Annotated in this window: 15 protein-coding genes and 1 pseudogene; 11 read left to right on the top strand and 5 right to left on the bottom strand. The window is 71.3% G+C overall.

The genetic code is table 11. The annotated features are described in order from the left end of the window. Positions 1-116 precede the first annotated feature (116 nt). Entirely contained in the window at positions 117-830 is a 714-nt protein-coding gene (locus EF387_RS10800; RefSeq protein WP_128376301.1) for a GntR family transcriptional regulator, read from the top strand. 181 nt (positions 831-1,011) lie between these two features. Next, a pseudogene (locus EF387_RS50405) lies at positions 1,012-1,107 on the top strand (PPA1309 family protein); the annotation flags it as partial. 136 nt (positions 1,108-1,243) lie between these two features. Here the strand turns inward: EF387_RS50405 and EF387_RS10810 are convergent. From EF387_RS10810 to EF387_RS10825, 4 genes are read right to left on the bottom strand one after another with little or no spacing between them, the layout of a single operon-like run. Then, a complete protein-coding gene (locus EF387_RS10810) occupies positions 1,244-2,527 on the bottom strand; it encodes an NAD(P)/FAD-dependent oxidoreductase (protein ID WP_128376303.1) in 1,284 nt (427 codons plus the stop codon). Further along, entirely contained in the window at positions 2,524-3,318 is a 795-nt protein-coding gene (locus EF387_RS10815; RefSeq protein WP_128376304.1) for an amino acid ABC transporter ATP-binding protein, read from the bottom strand. The genes EF387_RS10810 and EF387_RS10815 overlap by 4 nt, the downstream gene beginning before the upstream one ends. After that, the gene (locus EF387_RS10820; RefSeq protein WP_128376305.1) at positions 3,315-4,091 is read right to left on the bottom strand and encodes an amino acid ABC transporter permease; all 777 of its coding nucleotides are present in this window, start codon (positions 4,089-4,091) and stop codon (positions 3,315-3,317) included. Before EF387_RS10820 ends, EF387_RS10815 begins: the two co-directional genes overlap by 4 nt. A gap of 9 nt (positions 4,092-4,100) precedes the next feature. Then, a complete protein-coding gene (locus EF387_RS10825; protein WP_128376306.1) occupies positions 4,101-5,042 on the bottom strand; it encodes a substrate-binding periplasmic protein in 942 nt (313 codons plus the stop codon). Between the two features lie 238 nt (positions 5,043-5,280). Here EF387_RS10825 and EF387_RS10830 point away from each other — a divergent pair, with 238 nt between their 5' ends. Further along, positions 5,281-6,483 (top strand): CdaR family transcriptional regulator, encoded by a 1,203-nt coding sequence (locus tag EF387_RS10830; protein WP_128376307.1) that lies wholly within the window; start codon positions 5,281-5,283, stop codon positions 6,481-6,483. Here EF387_RS10830 and EF387_RS10835 read toward each other — a convergent pair. After that, on the bottom strand, positions 6,464-7,381 hold the full coding sequence (locus tag EF387_RS10835) for a hypothetical protein (RefSeq protein ID WP_128376308.1): 918 nt from the start codon (positions 7,379-7,381) through the stop codon (positions 6,464-6,466). The genes EF387_RS10830 and EF387_RS10835 overlap by 20 nt on opposite strands. Positions 7,382-7,776: 395 nt before the next feature. Here EF387_RS10835 and EF387_RS10840 point away from each other — a divergent pair, with 395 nt between their 5' ends. The 8 genes from EF387_RS10840 to EF387_RS10875 all read left to right on the top strand — a co-directional run bounded on the left by EF387_RS10840 (position 7,777) and on the right by EF387_RS10875 (position 19,909). After that, positions 7,777-8,805, top strand: coding sequence for a substrate-binding domain-containing protein (locus EF387_RS10840; RefSeq protein WP_128376309.1), 1,029 nt, complete (start codon positions 7,777-7,779; stop codon positions 8,803-8,805). 186 nt (positions 8,806-8,991) lie between these two features. Next, positions 8,992-11,526 carry a sensor histidine kinase gene (locus EF387_RS10845; protein ID WP_128376310.1) on the top strand — a complete coding sequence of 845 codons (2,535 nt, stop codon included), beginning with the start codon at positions 8,992-8,994 and terminating at the stop codon, positions 11,524-11,526. A gap of 11 nt (positions 11,527-11,537) precedes the next feature. Then, positions 11,538-11,969, top strand: a complete 432-nt coding sequence (locus EF387_RS10850) for a roadblock/LC7 domain-containing protein (protein ID WP_128376311.1) — start codon at positions 11,538-11,540, stop codon at positions 11,967-11,969. 1 nt (position 11,970) lies between these two features. Beyond that, positions 11,971-12,324 carry a DUF742 domain-containing protein gene (locus tag EF387_RS10855; protein ID WP_128376312.1) on the top strand — a complete coding sequence of 118 codons (354 nt, stop codon included), beginning with the start codon at positions 11,971-11,973 and terminating at the stop codon, positions 12,322-12,324. Next, entirely contained in the window at positions 12,311-12,904 is a 594-nt protein-coding gene (locus EF387_RS10860; protein WP_128376313.1) for a GTP-binding protein, read from the top strand. The genes EF387_RS10855 and EF387_RS10860 overlap by 14 nt, the downstream gene beginning before the upstream one ends. A 379-nt stretch (positions 12,905-13,283) precedes the next feature. Then, positions 13,284-15,359: an elongation factor G gene (gene fusA, locus EF387_RS10865; protein ID WP_128376314.1), complete on the top strand. Its 2,076-nt coding sequence runs from the start codon at positions 13,284-13,286 to the stop codon at positions 15,357-15,359. A gap of 309 nt (positions 15,360-15,668) precedes the next feature. Next, on the top strand, positions 15,669-17,609 hold the full coding sequence (locus EF387_RS10870; protein ID WP_128376315.1) for a GMC oxidoreductase: 1,941 nt from the start codon (positions 15,669-15,671) through the stop codon (positions 17,607-17,609). Next, on the top strand, positions 17,609-19,909 hold the full coding sequence (locus tag EF387_RS10875; RefSeq protein ID WP_128376316.1) for a metallophosphoesterase: 2,301 nt from the start codon (positions 17,609-17,611) through the stop codon (positions 19,907-19,909). Before EF387_RS10870 ends, EF387_RS10875 begins: the two co-directional genes overlap by 1 nt. Positions 19,910-19,986: the final 77 nt, after the last annotated feature.

Here is a 19,986-nt window from a genome sequence, read left to right on the forward strand (position 1 = left end):
GCAGCACAGGTCGAGCAGTACTTGTATACAAGCATCTGTCGTGAAGTACGGCAAGACCGTGTCACCTGCTTTCTTGAGTGCCCGGGGTGGTGTGCGCCCGGCTATACGATGGCCCCATGGCCCAAGCGAACCGGCGGCGGACGAACCGGCGCACGATCTACACGACGTTGCGCCAGATGGTCCTGAAACTCGAACTCCCGCCGGGCGCCGCACTGTCGGAGAACGAACTCGCGGCCCAGCTGGGTGTCAGTCGCACCCCGGTACGGGAGAGCCTGATCCTCCTCGCGCAGGAGGGCCTGGTGCAGGTCTTCCCGCAGATCGGGTCGTTCGTCTCCCGGGTCGATCCGGCGCAGGTCGCCGACGCTCAGTTCCTGCGCGAGGCCGTCGAACTCGCCTCCCTGGACGACCTCCCCCCGGAACTGGACCCCGCGCTCCTCGACGAACTGCGCGACAACCTGGACCGTCAACAGCGGCCGCGGCTCGGTCTCGAGGAGTTCTTCGAACTGGACGAGGCCTTCCACCAGGGCCTGATGCGGCTGAGCGGACACGGCAACGCCTGGACCACCGTCGCCGCCGCCAAGGGACACCTCGACCGGGCCCGGCGGCTCGGCCTCGTGGAGAACGCATCCCCGGCCGTCTTCGCCGCTCAGCACCGGGAGATCTTCGACGCCGTGGTGGGCGCGGACGTCGCGCTGGCCCGCACCGCCATGCGCACCCACCTGCGGGCCGTCTTCAACGACATCGAACGCATCCGCGCCCATTCACCGGAACTGTTCGCCTCCGACCCGTCGGCGGTGCCGGTGCGGCGGAACGTCGTGGTCTGGGAATAGCGCGTGAGCGACCTGAACGACTGGCCGCCGGGCGCGCTCGCCGCAGGCAGCAGGGTCCACGGTCGTGCGTGACACGGCGTGGGACGGGCCCTGGCAGAACGAGTTCCCCGGCACCGTCGACGACTCGGGCGTCCCCGAGCCGGTGACCCACCCGCACGCGCAACCGGGCGAGTTGGAGTACTGGGTCAAGGCGGTGGCCGGCTGCGCCCTGACCGTGGAGCGGCTGATGCTGCCGCCGTCCGCGGAGGCGTCGGTCCCGGAAGGCCTGGACGAGGCCGGGCCTTTCCGAGGTTCAGGGTGCTGGTGGGGTCCCTGGGGACCCGATTGACAGCGGCGACATCTGGGGCAGGTACCTGCGCCCCGAGTCGCCCGACGGATCGTAGGGGCGCCGCGCGGCTCGGCGGCGCGAGCAGTCAGCGAGCGAGCCGGTCGAAGCGGAACGGGGCCAGGGCCTCGGGGCGGCGGCCGGTGCGGACGTAGCGGGTGAGCTGGTGCCCGGTGACCGGGCCCAGCGTGATGCCGAGCATGCCGTGGCCGGTGGCGGCGAAGGCGTTGTCGTGCCCCGGCACCCGGTCGATCACCGGAAGCCCGTCGGGCAGGAACGGCCGCCCGCCCACCCAGGGGTCCCGGATCAGGCCGACCAGGTCGTCCGGGTCGTCGAACCAGCGGCCCAGGTAGTGCCTGCTCGCCAGGGCGACGGCGACGATGCGACGCCAGTCGAGACGGTTGTTGTTGCCGCTCAGCTCCATCGTCCCGCCGATCCGCGTGGTGCCCCCGATCGGTGAGGCCACGGCCCGGCGTTCGCCGAAGTACAGCGTGTGCCGGGGCGCCGGGTCCAGGTTCACCGAGAAGCTGTAGCCCTTGCCGGCCTGGAGGGGCAGCGGATGCCCCAGCGCCCCCAGCAGACCCGCGGACCGCATCCCGGCCGCGATCACGACGGCCGAGCAGGGAATCTCACCCGGGCCGGTGCGCACGGCGGCGACCCGCCCTCCCGCCGCCCGGAACCCCGTCACCTCGGCGTTCTCGTGAACCTTCACCCCGGCCGCCGCGAGCGCCTCCCCGAGACCGTGGGCGAACGCCTCCGGATCGACCACGCCCTCCCCCTCGACGAGGTACGCCGCGCGCACCCGCGACGACAGCGCCCCGTCCAGCAGATGGGCCTCGTCCCCGGTGACGACGTCGGTGGGCATCGGATAGCGGCCGTCCGCCATCTGCCGCTGCACGCCGAGGTGATGGCGGGCCTCGGCCGGTGACAGGAAGGCGTGCACCATGCCGGGCCGGGTCAGGGTCGTCGCGACCCCGGCCTCCCGCAGGCCGTCGAAGAGGTCGAACGTGTCGCGGTTCAGCTCGGCGATCGCCGCGTAACCGCGCCGGAAGACGGCCGGTGTGCTGCTGCGCCAGAACCGCCACAGCCACCGTACGAACGCCGGATCGGGCAACGGCCGCAGATAGAGGGGCGAGTCGGGCCGTCCCAGCGAGCGCAGCGCGTACCGCAGAACGCCCGGGGCCGGGACCGGCGTCGAGTGGCTCAGGCACACCCAGCCGGCGTTGCCCCGCGAGGCCCCGGAGCCCAGGGCGCGCCGTTCGACGACCTCCACCTCGAGGCCCGCCTCGGCCAGGTAATACGCGGTGCACAGTCCCACGACACCGCCCCCGACCACCACGACCGGGCCCGCACCCCCGGGCACGCCCGTCATGACGGCGACCCGTACGAGGAGAGGAACTCCCGGGTCCGGGCCTGCGCCGGGTTGTCCAGCACGTCCCGTGGCGCGCCCTCCTCCACGATCCGGCCGCCGTCGACGAAGACGACATGGTCGGACACCTCGCGGGCGAACGGCAGTTCATGGGTGACCAGCATCATCGTCATCCCGTCGGCGGCGAGTTCGCGCATCACGGCGAGGACCTCGCGGGTGGCCTCCGGGTCCAGGGAGGACGTGGGCTCGTCGAAGAGCAGTACCTCCGGCCTGAGCGCGAGCGCCCGGGCGATGGCCACGCGCTGCTGTTCACCGCCGGAAAGCTGTTCGGGCTGGGCGAGTCCGCGATGGGCCACCCCGACCCGGCGCAGCAGCGCGACGGCCCGCTCGAGCGCCTCCTGCTCCGGCACGCCCGCCCTGCGCTGGGCGAGGACGACGTTCTCCACGGCCGTCAGGTGCGGGAACAGATGGAACCTCTGGAAGACCATGCCGACGGTGCGGCGCAGCCGGGGCAGATCGCGGCAGACCGTACGGCCGCCGCTGTGTACGACCTCCCCGGCGACCTCGACGGTGCCGCGGTCGGGGCGTTCCAGCAGGTTGACGCAGCGCATCAGGGTCGTCTTGCCGCCACCGCTCTGCCCGATGACGCTGACGATACGGCCGCGGCCGACCTCCAGATGCACGTCGTCGAGGACGAGCCGGCCGTCGAAGGACTTGTGGAGCCCCTCGATCCGTACAACGGCCTCGGTCGGTGCCGGTGCGACGGTCTTCTCCGTGATGACGGGCTCGGTCATACCGCCGCCTCCTTCCGCTCGGTGTCTGCCCCGACGCTCCCTCGGAGTTCGTCCGCGAGCAGTGCGCGCGCGGCTCGCACCCTCCGCCGCCGCCACGGCGACAGCGGCACCCCGGCCGCCACCTTCCGCTCCAGCAGCAGCAGGAGCTGGGAGAGCGGGTAGCAGAGCGCGAAGTACACGGCGGAGATGACCAGATAGACCTCCAGCGCCCGGAAGGTGGCGGAGGTGATGAGCCGCCCCTCGGACATCAGCTCGGCCGCGGAGACCGTGACCAGCAGGGAGGTGGACTTCAGCAGGTCGACCAGCATGGTGTTGGTGCCGGGCAGCGCCAGCCGGACGGCCTGCGGAAGGATCACCTGGCCGAAGATGGCCGCCCGGCCCAGCCCGAGCGCCTCACCCGCCTCCGTCTGCCCCGCGTGCACCCCGCTGATCGCGGAACGGAAGATCTCGGAGAGATAGGCGGCGTAGAAGACGACCAGGCTGAGGCATCCCGCCGTGAACACGTCCAGCCTGAGCCCGGCCGAGGCCAGACCGAAGTAGGCCAGGAAGATGATGGCGAGCAGCGGGACGTTCTTGAAGACCTCGGTGTAGACGGCGGCGACGGCGCGGGCCGGCCACGCCCGGCTCAGCCGCAGCAGCGCCACCGCCAGACCGAGCAGCACCGCCCCGACGAAGCTCACCACCGTGTAGGAGACGGTGCGTCCGAGCGCGTCGAGCAGATCGGACCGGTAGTCGGACCAGGGAACCTGGAACAGACCGGCAAGGGCGTACATGTCATCCCCTCACTGGCCGATGGACGGCGGGGTCCAGTCGTTCGGCCGGTCCACACCCCGGCGTGCGGTGGCGACATCGGCGGCGGGCTTGAGGAACTGCTCGGGGTCACCCCCGTACTTCTGCACGAGCTTCTCCAACTCGCCGCTCGCGTACATGGCGTCGATCTGCTCGGAGATCGCCTTCTCCAGCTTCGTGGCCTGCGTGGGGAGGTAGAAGCCGGTCTGGTACGGCTGGAAGTACTGGTACGCGGGCTTCGCCTTGACCTCCGCGGCGGTCGGCGGAGTCATGTACTGCGTCGATATCTTCAGGTCGGGCCGCTCCTTCTGCGCCGCGATGATGATCAGCGGGTCGAGGAACCCGACGTCGATGCGGCCCGCCCCGAGGTCGTCGAAGACTCCGTTGGCGTCGGGATAGGCGTGCAGCTTCGCCCCGGGTACCGCCTGGATCGACTTGACCCACACATAGCCCTCGACCGTGCCCAGTTCCAGGCCCTTGAGATCGTCGACCGTCTTGTACGTCTTCCCGTTGCGGACCGCCATCGCCGGGGGCGAGTAGTAGGGCGGATCGGTGAACAGGCCCTGCTTCTGCCGGTCGGCGGACCAGGCGACACCGCCGATGGTGATGTCCACCCGGCGGGACTGCACCCCGGCGAGCATGCCGGCGAAGTCCGTGACCTGCGGCTTGACTTCGAGGCCCAGCTTCTCGGCCGCGCGATTGAGGATGTCGCCGTCCAGACCGACGATCTTGCCGTCCTCGACGCTGGTGTACGGGGCGTACGGCTGGATGGCGACCTTGAGCACGCCGGGCGTGATGGTGCCGAGGGCGGCGGTCTTCGCGGACACGTTCTTCGGAGCGTCACCGTCCGAGGAGTCCGAGGAACCGCAGGCGGCGGCCGTGGGCAGCAACAGCATCGCGGACAAAGCGGCAAGGAACGAACGCACACGGATCATCGGCTTGGGCCTTCCATGTCGGCAGGTGAGGATCGGCGGTGGGGGACCCGCCGTACACCGCGCTGTGCCCCCGGCGGGGAGTGATTGGGCCCATACGCTAGGCATGTGCTCGCTGTGCGTCACCGGTCACTCCGTACGAAGTTATGGCCGAAAACGCTCGATCCCCTGTACGGTACGTCCAGTCCCCCCAGTCGGGGCTCGCCTTCCGCCCGCCCCGGCCCCGACGGAGGGAACGCACATGCTCAGTCCGTCACTCGCACAGGAGATCGCCACCGACACCTCGGCGGTCATCGGCTTCAACGTGCTGATCACCGATGCGGACGGCATGGTCATCGGCAGCGGCGACAGCAGCCGCGTCGGCACCTTCCACGAGGCGTCCGTCGAGGTCGTCCGCACCCAGGAACCCGCCACCCACACCGCCCCCCAGGCACTGCAACTGCGCGGAGTGCGCCCCGGCGTCACCCTCCCGCTCGTCACCGACGGCCAGGCGGTCGGCACGGTCGGGATCACCGGCACCCCCGCCCAGGTCCGCCGCTTCGGACTGCTGGTGAAACGCCAGACGGAGATACTCCTCCGCGAGTCCGTGATGCTGCGCTCCCGGCTGCTCGCCGAACGGGCGGCCGAGAAACTCCTCACCGACATCGCCTCCTTCGACCCCCATGTCGTGGAGGGCGAGTTCCTACTGTTCCGCGGCGCGGAGCTGGGCTTCGACCTGCGGCTGCGCCGGGTCGCGGTGGCGTTCGAGGTGACCGTGCCCGAGGCCGGGACCCGGCGGCAGGTCGCCCCCGCACACGACATGGCGCTGATCCGCTCCGAACTCCTGCGCACGGTACGCGAGGTGTTCGCCGATCCCCAGGACGTCGTCGCCACCACGGCTCCCGGCTGGATCGGCGTGCTGCACCGGCTCCCGGACCGGCGCACCCCCAAGGCCCTGGCCGCCGACTGCCGCCGGGTCACCGACGTCATCGCGGCCCAGGACGGTCTCAGCGCCCGCGCGGGCATCGGGGAGGCGGCCACCTCCGTCGGCGGTCTGCACGACTCCTACCAGGACGCTTGCGACGCGCTGCGCCTTGGCGCGCGGCTGGCCAGTGCCTCACAGGTGCACATCCACCACATCACCGACCTACGGGTCCACCAGGTCCTCGCCGGGGTGAGCCAGCCCGCCCGCGTCCGCCTGCTCGAACGCACGGCCGCTGATCTGAGGGCCCAGCCGGACTGGCCGGTGCTCCGGGACACGATCACCGCCTGGTGCGAAAGCGGCTTCAACCTCGTACGCGCCTCCGAGGCCCTGCACATCCACCGCAACACCGTCGTCTACCGCATGAACAAGATCGAACAGATCACCGCCCGCTCCCTGCGGGACCACCGCACCACCATGTCCCTCTACCTGGCCTGTCTGGCGGACCAGTTGGGCGGCGGGATCAGCGACGCGGAAGGCTGACGCCGCACTCCCGTGCGAGGCGCTCCCACTCGGCCCGGCCCCCGGACAGCGGCCAGGCCCAGGAGGGACGGCGGGCGGCGCGCAGTTGGTCGAGCCGGCGGGCGAAGGACGGTCCGGCGAGCCCCGCACCGTCGATACCGGGATGGCGCCGGCTCAGTTCCGTGAAGCGGGCGAGCTCGGCCTCGTACGCGGCGACGGCATCGCGGGTCGCGGCGTCCTCCTCGTCCGCGGGGAGCGATCGGTACAGCTCCAGCAGGGGCGGTTCGAGGGACTCGGCGATCGCCGCGGCGAGCCGGGCGTGGCCGTCCAGCACGAGATGACAGTCCAGCCCGCTGACCCACCACAGCACGACGGGCGGCATGATCCCCTCACGGGCCTGCTTGCGATACGACTTCACCCGGCCGTCGTCGGCGTCCGGCATCCGTCGCAGCGGGAGGATCTCCCACTCGACATTGTGGCCGTACCAGTCGAGGTATCCCTCGGGATGCCCCTCGACGACCATCGAGGACCAGTACTCGGCCTGTCCGAGGCGCCCGTGGTTCCACCGCGCCAACTCCGCGTCCGGCGACAGGATCCACCGTCCGTCGTGCAACGGGCTCTCGTACGACCTGGTCAGAGCGTCCGCGACGCGGTGCGCCCAGTGATGCGCGGACCCGGCCGACTCACGCGCGGCACGTGCGCGCAGAGGCGGGACGACGGGCCGGAACCCTTCGGTGCGCACGAACTCCACGCCCTCGTGGTGCTCCTCCACCACGGCGAACAGCACCGGGCGCGACCCCTGGGTCACCACCAGTCGGTTTCCGGCCGTCCGGACGCTCAGTCCCGGCCGCGGCCGGTCGCGCGGCTCGAGCAGCAGGATCGCGCCGCCGTCGGGGCGTGTCAGGTGCGTCCGCCGCATACGGGATCCGCTCGCCGGGGGTGGGACGGGACTCGTCGTCGAGACCCGCATCGTACGGGAGCCGCGCACATGCCCCGGGCCGGGCCCGTTCCGCACCCCGAAGCCCGCGTCCCCGGCCGCCACCTGACGGCCTGAAACCCGAGCCCCCTGACAGTCCGTCAACTGACACGCGTAGACGTCCCCACCTGGGAAACAACCCCCGATTCAGACGGAGGCGGCGCGGGAGCGGTTCCAAGCCGCCATGGCGGGCAGCTCACTTGACGCCCGGGCGTCCGACGCGATTGGCTCCGGCCGAGCGAAGCGTCACCCGGCCGGGACAGAGCGTTCCGAAAGACCGTGCCGCCCTTCGCCCTCTCCTCCTTCCGCTCCGCCGCACAGCGAGGTGCCACCCCCTCATGGACATCAGCCACAATCCCCAGCATTCCCGCAGATCCCCTCGTGGCACCGCCCTGGCCGCCGTCGCCGCCGTCGCCGCCGTCAGCCTGCTGGCGGCAGGCTGCTCCGGTTCCAGCGGCTCGGACTCCAACAGCGGCACCGACACGGCGGGCAAGGTGGACACCGAGCGGATCAAGGTGGCTCTCATCACCCACGGCGCCGCCGGAGACACCTTCTGGGAACTGGTGAACAAGGGCGCACAGGCGGCGGCGGACAAGGACAACATCGAGTTGACGTACAAGAGCGACCCCAGTTCCGCCGGACAGGCGAAACTGGTGCGTGACGCGATCGACGAGCGCGTCGACGGGATCGCGCTGACCCTCGCCAAACCGGACGCGATGAAAAGCGTGGTCGCCGAGGCGAGAACGGCGGGCATCCCGGTGGTCGGCCTCAACTCGGGTATCGACGCCTGGCGTTCCCAGGGACTCCTGGAGTACTTCGGGCAGGACGAGAGCGTCGCCGGCCGCGCCCTCGGCGACAAACTCGACGAACTGAAGGCCAAGCACGCCCTGTGCGTCATCCACGAACCGGGCAACGTCGCCCTGGAGGCCCGCTGCGCCGGGGTCAAGAAGACCTTCGGCGGCCAGACCGAGAACCTGTACGTCAAGGGCACCGACATGGACGCGGTGACCGAGTCGGTCGCCAACCGGCTGCGGCAGGACCCCACCATCGACGAAGTGGTCATGCTGGGAGCCCAGTTCGCGCTCGCGGCCGTGAAGTCGGTGAAGGACGCCGGCAGCAGCGCCAAGATCGCCACGTTCGACCTCAACAAGGATCTGGTCAAGGGCCTGCAAAGGGGAGAGGTGCAGTTCGCCGTGGACCAGCAGCCCTATCTGCAGGGGTATCTGGCCACGGACGCCCTGTGGCTCTACAAGTTCAACGGCAACGTCAGCGGGGGTGGCGAGGCCCCGGTCCTGACCGGTCCCGCGTTCGTGACCAAGGAGAACGTCGCCGATGTGGCGAAGTTCGCCGCCAACGGCACCCGTTGACACGGCCCGGCGGTATAACGGCGTCCCTCAAGTTTCGACGTCTCACGGTGCGTACGGGCACTGGTACGGATAGCATCCTGCGCACCCCCTGTGTCGTTCTGAACACGCGGACACCCCACCGCTGTGTTCCGTGAGCCCCCCTCCCCACCGACCACGACCGCCCTCGCTGACCGCCCAAGGACGACGATGTCTCCAAGAACCGGTGTCCGGCACCGTTTCGGCTCCATCCGTCTTTCCCTGATCCTTCTGGCGTTGGTCCCCAGCGTCACGCTCGCCGCCATGTGGGGCGTGACGACGACGCAGATGTTCTCCGAGGGCCTGAGGCTGCGGGCACAGACCGAGCTCAGCGAGTCGACCGGGGCGATGGGCACCGAGGCGACGCTCGCGCTCCAGGCGGAGCGCAGCCTGTCCGCCGCCTACCTGGCCTCTCCCAAGGGCTCCCGGACCGCGCTGGACGACCAGCGCAGAAGGACGGACACGGCGGTCGCGCAGCTCGTCGACCAGTCGGACGCCATCAACCGGGCCCCCGCCCGCATCGGGGACCGGATGTACTCGGTCCTCGCCGCACTGGAGAGCCTGGAGTACTACCGGGGACAGGTCGACGACCCGAAGGACATCACCCCCCAGCAGACCCTCGACCAGTACACCTCGATCATCGACGACCAGGTCCACGCCTTCCAGGAGCTCTCCCAGGTCGACGACGGGGACCTCACATCGGAGGCCGGACCGCTCGTCGCCCTCGAACACGCGGCGGAGCTGGTCTCGCAGGAGGACGCCATCCTGGGCCTGGCCTGGCCGTCGGGGAAGCTCGACACCGCGAGCCACACCCGGTTCGTGCAACTGGTCAACACCCGGCGCTGGCTGGTCGCGGACCAGATCATGCCGTCGCTGCGCGGCTCCGCGAAGACCCAGACCGACCAGATCCTCAACAGCCGTGAGTGGAAGACCCTGGAAGCCGTCGAGGACCAGGTGCTCGCCACCCATCCGGGCCGCGGTGCCCGCAGCATCGCCCTGCCGGACGCGGAGAAGCGCTGGACCTCCGCACTGAACGGCGTCTCCGCCGACTACAAGTCCCTGATCAGGGGGCAGACCTCGGGGCTGCTCGAGCGCAGCGCCGACAAGGCACACCGACTGCTGATCACCGCCGCCTCGCTGAGCACCGGCGGACTCGTCGCACTGCTGCTGTGCGTCGTGCTGTCCTGGCGCATCACCCGCTCGCTCTCCCGACGGCTGCGCGGCCTCAGGGAGGCCACCCTCGGCCTGGCCCAGCAGCGGCTCCCGGAGGTCGTCGCCACCCTCAACCGCGGCGAACGCATCGACGTGGACTCCGCCGCGCCGTCCCTGGACTACGGCACCGACGAACTCGGCGAGGTGGCACAGGCGTTCAACACCGCCCAGCGCACGGCCGTGCACACCGCGGTGGAACTCGCCGACACCCGGCGCGGCTTCCAGAAGGTGATCCTCGGGATCGCCCGGCAGAGCCAGAACCTGGTCAACCTGCAGCTGAGCAAGCTCGACGCCCTCGAACGCGAGCACCAGGACCCGAACGTCCTCGAGGGCCTTTTCGAACTCGACTCCACCGCCAGCCAGTTGCGCCGCTACGAGGAGAACCTCGTCATCATCAGCGGCGAACAGCCCCGGCGCAGCTGGAGCGAACCCGTCGCGCTGATCGACATCCTGCGCAGCGCCGTCGGTGAGGTCGCCCAGTACCAGCGGGTCGAGGTGCACGCCGACGACGACGTGTGGCTCGCCCCGCCCGCGGTGGCCGATGTCGTCCATCTTCTCGCCGAACTCATCGACAACGCGACCGTGTACTCCCCGGCACCAAGCCCGGTGAGCGTACGGGCCGCACTGGTGGCCAGAGGCCTGGCCATCGAGATCGAGGACCGCGGCCTCGGCATGTCCGAGGAGGACTACGCGGCACTCAATGCCCAACTGGCGGTCGCCCCGCAGTTCGACGTGGTCGCGCTCGCCGACGACCTGAGGCTCGGCATGTTCGTGATCGCCCGGCTGGCCACCCGGCACGACATCGCCGTCACCCTGCGCTCCTCGCCCTACGGCGGAACCACCGCGATCGTGCTCCTCCCGCACGACGTCGTGGTGCGTGAGTCCCCCGACTCCCCGGCCCCCGACGACGGGTACGAGGACGCCGTACCGGACACGACCGGACTCCTGGGGCGCCGGGACGCCGCGGCCGTGCGGGAGATGGCCGGTGCGCCCGGCGGGACGGTCGGCAAGGCCAACGGGATCGCCGTGGAGACCGACGGAACCGCGGAAGCCAACGGGACCGCCCTGGAGGACGGCACGCCCGCGCGGCACGAACGGCAGCCGCGACCGGCGGACGGCCCGCCCACCGCCGACGCCCCCGCCCCGGCCGACCCCGGGCCGACTCCGCTGGAGGGCACCGTCCGGCGCGGCGGACCCGCCCCGCTTCCACGCCGTGTTCCGCAGACCAGCCTCGCCGCCGAACTGTGCGAGGACCCCGCCCCGGTGGCCACGGACCCCGACGGCGCCGAGGACCCCTTCGACGACTACTCCGCGGAGCGCGCGGCCTCCTCCCTAGCCGGATTCCAGCGTGGCACGCGCGAGGCCCGTGACGACGGCGCGGAGATGCGATACGACGAAGACCGGGGGGAAACAGCGGCAACCGACGGCGTCGCGGCTCAAGTCCCCGCAGCAGTCACTTCCGTCCCGTCCACTCCGCCCGCCGACCTTCGATGAAGGACAGAGACATGACACGCCCCATCCCCGCCACGCACAGCCAGCTCGACCAGCTGCTCACCGGATTGGTGGACCGCGTCGCCGAGGTGGACCACGCCGTCGTGCTCTCCGAGGACGGACTGGTCGTCAGCAGGTCGACGGGGTTCCTCAGGGACGACGCCGAGCGGCTGGCGGCCACCGCCTCCGGTCTGATGAGCCTCAGCAGGGGGGTCAGCCTGGACTTCCGCCGCGGTGCCGTGCGGCAGGCCCTCATCGAGATGCGCAACGGCTTCCTGATCCTCACCACCGCCGGAGCCGGCGCCCATCTGGCCGTGCTCACCAGTCAGGGCGCGGACGTCGGGGTGGTGGCGTATCAGATGAACATGCTGGTGAAGAAGATCGGCGAGCATCTCAGCGCGGCCCCTCGTGCCGATGTCGCCGCAGCGGTCCGCAACGGCGAGTGAGGTGAGCGGAGGCGACGCGGGTGGCCGCCTGGTGCGGCCGTTTGCGCTGACCGGGGGCCGGACCAGGCCCCGTAACGAGTTCACCCTGATCACGGTGGTGAGCGCCGTCGATCCGCCGCCCGCCCGGCGCGGCCGGCAACAGCCCGAACACGCCCGCATTCTGCGCATGTGCGGAAAACCGATCGCCGTCGCGGAGCTCGCGGCCCTGCTCGACCTGCCGATGAGCGTGGTCGCCATCATGCTCTGCGACCTGCTGGAGGCGGGCCGGATCACCGTGCACCCACCTCGCGTCGTCTCCCCATCCCAGGACATCCACTTGCTGCAGAAAGTGAGGGACGGCCTTGGCCGGCTCTGACCACACCGCCCAGCGGGTGGCTGAAGCACCCGACACGGTGAAGATACTGATCGCCGGCGGATTCGGCGTCGGCAAGACGACCATGGTCGGATCGGTCAGCGAGATCATCCCGCTGCGCACCGAGGAACGCCTGACCTCCGCCGGCCTGGGGGTCGACGACCTCGACGGCATCGAGGACAAGAATGCCACCACCGTGGCCCTGGACTTCGGCCGGATCACCATCAGCCAGGAACTCGTGCTCTACCTGTTCGGTACGCCCGGGCAGCAGCGGTTCTGGTTCATGTGGAACGACCTCGCCGTCGGCGCGCTGGGCGCCGTGGTCCTCGTCGACGTACGACGGCCCAAGTCCAGCTTCGCCGCCATCGACTTCTTCGAACGGCGCAACATACCGTTCGTCATAGGCGTCAACGGCTTCCACGGTGAGCACCCCTACTCGCCCGAGGAGATCCGTGAGGCGCTGGCGCTGCCCGAGGGGACCCAGGTACTGCTGTGCGACGCGCGGGAACGCAAGTCGTGCCGTGACGTACTGATCGCCCTCATCGACCAGTTGATCGCCTCCGCCGCCGACAACCGCGCCTGAAAACCCGGTGCGCGGTCCCCGGCCGGCTCCCTAGACTCGCCGACGAATCGCGCGCCGCGGGCCCTCGCAGCGCGCGCCGTGACGAGCGAGGGGAGCCGGGCCGTGCGTTACCGCACCGCTGTCGTCGTTCCCCGCTCCCTCCACGAGGTGATTCTGGTGTCCTCGTCCATCCGGTGCCGGCTGCGCGGCCGGAACCGGATGCCCGCGACGAACACCTGACGCACGCCCTTCCACCCCCTTCCGGTTCGCCGTACGGCCCTGTGGCCGTGCGGGCCGCAGGAGCGTACGCCGAAGGGCCGCCGGGCGTCGCCCGGCGCCTGCCGTTCGTCCGGGAAATCGCGCTGCCTCATTCACCTGTTCACCCGAAAGGCCAAGGGCCGTGCGCACCAACCCGAGCCGTCACCTCGACCGCCCCCTGACCGCCGTCCGCAACCTGGGCATCCTCGCCCACGTCGACGCCGGGAAGACCACCGTCACCGAACGGTTCCTGTACGCCGCCGGAACCACCCACAAACGCGGCGAGGTCCACGACGGCACCACCGTCACCGACTTCGACTCCCAGGAACGCGACCGCGGCATCACCATCTTCGCCGCGGCGGTCGGCTGCGACTGGAGCGGACACCGGATCAACCTCATCGACACACCGGGCCATGTCGACTTCGCCGACGAGGTCGAGCGCTCGCTCCGGGTGCTCGACGGCGCGATCGCAGTGTTCGACGCGGTCGCGGGGGTCGAGCCGCAGAGCGAGTCGGTGTGGCGGCAGGCCGACCGGCACGGTGTGCCGAGGATCGCCTTCGTCAACAAGCTGGACCGCGCCGGCGCCGACCTGGACACGGCCGTCGAGTCGATCCGGCGGCGGCTGCACCCGGCTCCGCTGGTGGTGCAGCTGCCGATCGGTGCGGAGGACGGCTTCACCGGTGTGGTGGACCTCCTGCGCATGCGGGCGCTGGTCTGGGCGGACGGCCGGGACGGCGTGCGGGAGAGCCCGGTACCGGACGCACTGCGGGAGGAGGCGCTGCGCCGACGCCGCTCGCTTCAGGAGGCGGTCGCCGAACTCCATCCCCTCGCTCTGGAGGAGTTCTGCGCGCGGGGCGAACTCTCGGCGCCGTCGCTCGCGAGGGCGCTGCGGGACCTGACTCACAGTGGTGAGGGCGTGGTCGTGCTGTGCGGCTCCGCCTACCGCAACCGCGGCATCGAGCCGCTCCTCGATGCCGTCGTGGCGTACCTGCCCGCGCCGCCGGACGTACCCGCCGTGCGCGGCACCGTCGACGGCGCGGTCCAGGAGCGGCCCGCCGACCCGCGGGCGCCGTTCGCGGCACTGGCGTTCAAGGTGCAGTCGACCGCCACGGGACGGCTGACGTTCCTGCGGGTGTACTCGGGCACCTTGCGGAAGGGGGAGACCGTGCTGGACGTGGGCGCCGGACGCACCGAACGGGTCGGCCGGATCCTGCGGGTCCAGGCGGACCGGCACGCGGAGGTGGACCGTGCGGTGGCCGGGGACATCGTCGCCGTCGTCGGGCTGAAGTCGGCCCGGCCCGGGGCGACCCTGTGTGCGCCCGCGGCTCCGCTGCTGCTCGAACCTCCCGGTGTCGCCGACCCGGTCGTCTCGGTGGCCGTCGAGGCCCGCCGGAGCACGGACACCGACCGGCTGGCAACGGCACTGGCACGACTGGCCGAGGAGGATCCCTCGCTGACGGTGCGGACCGACCCGGAGACCGGGCAGACCCTGCTGTCGGGGATGGGCGAGCTGCATCTGGAGGTGGCGGTGGAGCGGATCCGGCGCGAGGCCGGCCTGGCCGTCGGTGTCGGCCGCCCGCGGGTGGCCTACCGGGAGACGGTCGTCCGCGGCGTGTCCGGACTGGTGTACCGGCACGTCAAACAGGACGGTGGCGCGGGCCAGTTCGCGCACGTGGTGCTGGACGTCGAACCCCTGGAGACGGTGACGGGGTTCGCGTTCCGTTCGAGTGTCGTGGGCGGACGGGTACCGCAGGAGTACGTGCGGGCCGTGGAGGCTGGATGCCGGGACGCGCTTGCCGAGGGCCCGCTCGGCGGTCACCCGGTGACCGGTCTCGGGGTCGTGCTGACCGACGGCGCCACCCATCCGAAGGACTCGTCGGAGATGGCGTTCCGGACGGCCGGCCGACTCGCCCTCAGGGAGGCGCTGCGGGCGAGCGCGATGGCCCTGCTGGAGCCGGTGGTCGAGGTCACGGTCACCGTCCCCGAGGACGCGGTCGGCTCCGTCCTGGGGGATCTGGCGGCCCGTCGCGGCCGGGTCTCCGGCTCGACCGTCCGAGCGGGCGCCGCGGTGATCACGGCGACGGTGCCGTTGGCCGAACTGTTCGGCTACGCGACCCGGTTGCGCAGCCGGACCCAGGGCCGCGGCTCCTTCACCGCCCGCCCCACGGGCTATGCCCTGGCACCTCAGGGGGCACCTGAGGCGCAGCGGTCGCGGTAGCGGCTGGGGCCTGTGTCGGAAGTAGCGTCGTTCGCCCGAAGGGCGGGCCGGGCGGCGTCGATGGGGGTCCCCCGCGCGAGCTCGGGTCCGAGCGTGGGGAGCGTGCCGGGCGTCGGCCGGCAGCGCCACTTCCGGCACAGGCCCTGGATGGCCCCGCCCACCACGGGCGGGGCCATCCGTGGGACGAGCGCACGCAGGTCACTTACCACCCGTGTACACCATTTGCGCGGAACGAGTGGTGTGTCATGGAGATAGCTGACTAACTTCCTATGACCGGAAAATACCCAGTGGGTCATAGGTGGGACGCCGATGACGAACGTAACTCGCCACAGCCGACTCGACGTCGACGTCGTGGTCGTCGGCTCGGGATTCGGGGGTTCCGTCGCCGCCTGCCGACTCGCCGAGGGCGGCCGGTCCGTGGTGGTGCTGGAACGGGGCAAGGCCTACGCGCCGGGGAGCTTCCCGCGTACCCCCGCCGCCATGGCCCGCAACTTCTGGGACCCGAGCGAGGGCATGCACGGGCTGTTCGACATCTGGTCGTTCCGCGGACTGGAGGGTGTCGTCTCCAGCGGGCTGGGCGGCGGCTCCCTCATCTACGCCAACGTCCTGCTCCGCAAGGACGAGCGCTGGTTCGTGCACGAGTCCCCGCTCCCCGGCGGTGGTTACGAGCACTGGCCGATCGGCCGCGCCGACCTCGACCCGCACTACGACCGGGTCGAGCGCATGCTCGACGCCACCCCGTACCCGTACCCCGACACACCGAAGACCGTCGCCCTGCACGAGGCGGCGGACCGGCTCGGCCTCGATGTCTCGCGGCCACCGCTCGCCGTCACCTTCGCCCCCGGCGCCGGCGCCCAGCCGGTGGCGGGGGCACCGATTCCGGACGCCGGGTACGGGAACATCCACGGACTGCCCCGCAGCACCTGCCGGATGTGCGGCGAGTGCGACCTCGGCTGCAACGTCGGTGCGAAGAACACCCTCGACCACACCTACCTGTCGGCCGCGCGGCACCACGGCGCGGACATCCGTACCCGCTGTGAGGTGCGCAGTTTCGCCCCGCTCCCCGACGGCGGCTACGAGGTGCGCTACGTCGTCCACGACGCGGCCGACGAAGGCAGCCGGACGGCCACCGCCCGGCTCCCGCTGCACCGGATCAGCTGCGCCCGCCTGGTGCTGGCGGCCGGCACGTTCGGTTCGACGTACCTGTTGCTCCGCAACCGCTCCGCGCTGCGCGGCATCAGCCGAGCGCTCGGCACCAGGTTCTGCGGCAACGGCGACCTGCTGGGGCTGATGGTCAACGCGACCGACGGCGCCGGGGGACCGGGCACCGGACACGTCGGCAGGAGGGGCGGTCCGCGCCGGCTGGAGAGCAGCACGGGATGCGTCATCACCAGTGCCGTCCGGGTCGGTGACGAAGTGGACGGCGACGGCGCCTCGGGGCGCGGCTACTACATCGAGGACGCCGGCTACCCCGCGTTCGTCGACTGGCTCGCCGAGGTCGCGCAGGTGCCCGGCGGTATCCGCCGCACCGCCGGCTTCGCCGTGCAGCGGCTGCGGTCCCGGCTGGGCCTCGACCCGCGCAGCAACATCAGCCGGCAACTCGCCGCCTGGCTGGGCCCGGCGGCCTTCTCGGAGTCGTCGCTGCCCCTGCTCGGCATGGGACGTGACGTCCCCGACGGCCGTATGAGCCTGCGCCGCGGCCACCTGGACATCGACTGGACCACCCGGACGTCCCGCCGTTACTTCGAACGGGTCCGGTCCACCATGAGCGAGATGGCCGAGGTCCTCGGCGCCGAGTTCCGCGACAACCCGCTGTGGTGGACCCGCCGGGTGGTCACCGTGCACCCGCTGGGTGGCGCACCGATGGGCCGGAACCCGGTGGAGGGCGTCTGCGACTCCTACGGCGAGGTCTTCGGACTGCCGGGCCTGCATGTGCTCGACGGCGCGGCACTGCCCGGACCGGTGGGCGCCAACCCCTCCCTGACGATCGCCGCCTTCGCCGACCGGGCCTGCGACCACATCCTCGATCAGCCCGCACAGCCGCGGATCGCGCTGCGAGCGACGACGACCGCGGCGAAGGAAACCACGGCGGCGCCGACCACGGCCCCGCCCGTCGCCGCGCGTTCCTCCGCCCACGGTGAACCGCCGGGCGGCCCATCCCTCACCGAGAAGGGGCAGGGTCACATCGCACTCGACGTCGACCATCCGGAAAAGGACACGAACCCGGACGGACGCTCGGACAAAGCCTGATGTTCCGGCTCAGCATCACCGCCGCCGACTTGGTCCGCCGTCTCACCGACCCCGACCACCCGGCCACCGCCACCGACCCCGACCAGCCGGCCACCGCCACCGGCCACGTCCACTGCGACGTCCTGGGTGTCCTGCTCCCGGTCGAGCGTGGCTGGCACCACCTCTTCACCCGCGACGACGACCCGCGTCGGCGCCGCACGCAAAACCGGCCGCACCTGCGCGCCCCCGGCGGCAACCCCCGTCGGAACCGGTGCTCGGCGCGGACGTTATCTTCATCCGAACAGTCGGCTTCGCCCTGGCAGTTGACGACGTTCCGGAGCGAGGGACCGCATACCGTACGTGTCCTCGAACGCTTCAAACGGCTGTTCCCGGGCGAGTTGTGGCCGTCCACGACCCGCACTGCGGGCCGGGCGAGGGAGCAGGGCAGCGGGATGAACGTAAGCGAGTTGCGCGAGCACGCGACGCGGCTCGGCTTCACGCCACAAGAGGCGGTGCGCTGGCTGGCACCGCGGGAACTGGTGCGCACCGCGGTCAAGGTCATGCTGGCCGATGTCTTCGCCGACTACTCGGACAAGCGGGAGATCCAGGGCTCGCTCGACGCGGAACTCCTGCACGCCCCCCTCGGCCGCCCCGACGCGACGGAACTCTGGATCGACTATGTGGCCGACCTCGGTGACGGCTTCGACGCGACGAGTTCGGTGGCGTGGAGCCTGGCCGCGGACGAGATCACCGTCGAGGGGACCGGCGGTGTGCCGTCCCGGCTGACCCGGGGTTCACTGCTCGTCCTCGGCGGGGACGAGGTGTACCCGGCGGCGTCCGCGACGGCGTACGAGGACCGCATGAAGGGCCCCTACCGAGCGGCCCTGCCCGCCGCCGACGACCGGCCGCTCATGGTCGCCCTGCCCGGCAACCACGACTGGTACGACGGACTCACCGCGTTCCTGCGGATGTTCGCCCAGCAACACGCCATCGGCGGCTGGCAGACCGCGCAGACCCGCAGCTACTTCTGTGTCCGACTGCCCGAGCGCTGGTGGCTCGTCGGCCTGGACAGCCAACTCGGCTCCTATCTCGACGCGCCCCAACTGCGCTATTTCGAGACCCACTTGTCGGCCAACCTACGGCCCGGTGACGGCGTCGTCGTCTGCTCCGCCAAACCCACCTGGGTGGAGAGCGCCGAACACGACGCCGACGCCTTCAACGCCCTGCACTGGTTCGACCGCAACTACGTCCGCACCCGGGTGGACCCGCGTACGGGACAGCGTGAGGAGACGCACGCGTCGATCCGGCTGTGGCTGACCGGCGACAAGCACCACTACGCCCGCTATGCCGAACGCCTCCCCGGGGACCCACCCGGTTCCGGCGAACTGCCTCCGGACCCGCGGCGCGGCCAGATGGTCACGTGTGGGATGGGCGGCGCCTATCTGGGGTCGACCGAGACCCTGCCCGCCGTCCTGCCGCTGCCTTCTCCCGCATCGAGGATGCGGGAGAAGGACAACCCGCCGAGGGAGTTCGTCCGCGGACCGGTGACCAGCCCCGGTATCGCGGAGTCCCGCCGTATCGCCTGGGGCATCGCCCAGCCGTGGGGGCGGCGCTGGCTGCCCCGCCGCAACCCCGGGTTCGCCGAGCTGACCGCCGGCGTGCACGCGGTCCTCTTCCTCCTGCTGGGCTATCTGCTCGCCTTCATGATGGGGCTGAACCGCCCCGTCCCGGCGGTACGTGCCGCCGGCGCCGGGGATCTCGGCGGCTTCGCCGCCCTGTGTGCGGCCGCCGCGGTGGTGCCGCCGGTCATCGGCCGGCTCCGCCGGCTCGTCCGTGGCCGCCCGCGCCGGCCGTCGTCCGGGACGACGGCGGCCGTACTCCTGCAGTTCGCGGTGGCGCTGGCGATCCTCGCGGTCGTCGTGGCGCTGCCGTTCCCGGCGTCGTGGCCCGGATGGCTGGTCCTCGCCGTGTGTCTGGCGGTCGCCGGAGTGCTGGGCGCGCTGGTGGGCTCGGAGGTCTTCGCACTGTGGATGATGACGCGGCGCCGGGGCGCGGTCGCCGACTGGCAGATGTCGGGCCAGTCCATCGAGGAGCGCAAGGGCTTCCTCCGGCTGCACATCGCACCGGGCGGTGACCTCACGCTGTACCCGCTGGCCCTGGACCGCATCTGCCGCGACTGGCACCTCGTGGAGGACCCGGGCGGCGACAAGCGGCCGGCGCCCGCCGACCCGCCGGCCGTGCGGCTGATCGAGGACCCCATCGTCATCGCGCGTGAGGCACCCCGCCACGAGCGCAGGCAGTCACCCGGCGCGGGTCGATGAGAGGCAGACGGTGGGCACGTGGGGCGACTTGTTGACGGCTCATCTTCCGTGGCCGGGGCCGTTCAGGGATGCGATCA

Origin of the sequence: Streptomyces cavernae, assembly GCF_004023625.1 — a bacterium.
In the GTDB taxonomy this organism is placed as follows: domain Bacteria; phylum Actinomycetota; class Actinomycetes; order Streptomycetales; family Streptomycetaceae; genus Streptomyces; species Streptomyces cavernae.

Bases quoted from the DNA above. Each gene is read 5' to 3' on its own strand.
- EF387_RS10800 (WP_128376301.1), top strand. From the start codon at position 117: ATGGCCCAAGCGAACCGGCGGCGGACGAACCGGCGCACGATCTACACG.
- EF387_RS10810 (WP_128376303.1), bottom strand. From the start codon at position 2,527: ATGACGGGCGTGCCCGGGGGTGCGGGCCCGGTCGTGGTGGTCGGGGGC.
- EF387_RS10815 (WP_128376304.1), bottom strand. From the start codon at position 3,318: ATGACCGAGCCCGTCATCACGGAGAAGACCGTCGCACCGGCACCGACC.
- EF387_RS10820 (WP_128376305.1), bottom strand. From the start codon at position 4,091: ATGTACGCCCTTGCCGGTCTGTTCCAGGTTCCCTGGTCCGACTACCGG.
- EF387_RS10825 (WP_128376306.1), bottom strand. From the start codon at position 5,042: ATGATCCGTGTGCGTTCGTTCCTTGCCGCTTTGTCCGCGATGCTGTTG.
- EF387_RS10830 (WP_128376307.1), top strand. From the start codon at position 5,281: ATGCTCAGTCCGTCACTCGCACAGGAGATCGCCACCGACACCTCGGCG.
- EF387_RS10835 (WP_128376308.1), bottom strand. From the start codon at position 7,381: ATGCGGCGGACGCACCTGACACGCCCCGACGGCGGCGCGATCCTGCTG.
- EF387_RS10840 (WP_128376309.1), top strand. From the start codon at position 7,777: ATGGACATCAGCCACAATCCCCAGCATTCCCGCAGATCCCCTCGTGGC.
- EF387_RS10845 (WP_128376310.1), top strand. From the start codon at position 8,992: ATGTCTCCAAGAACCGGTGTCCGGCACCGTTTCGGCTCCATCCGTCTT.
- EF387_RS10850 (WP_128376311.1), top strand. From the start codon at position 11,538: ATGACACGCCCCATCCCCGCCACGCACAGCCAGCTCGACCAGCTGCTC.
- EF387_RS10870 (WP_128376315.1), top strand. From the start codon at position 15,669: ATGACGAACGTAACTCGCCACAGCCGACTCGACGTCGACGTCGTGGTC.
- EF387_RS10875 (WP_128376316.1), top strand. From the start codon at position 17,609: ATGTTCCGGCTCAGCATCACCGCCGCCGACTTGGTCCGCCGTCTCACC.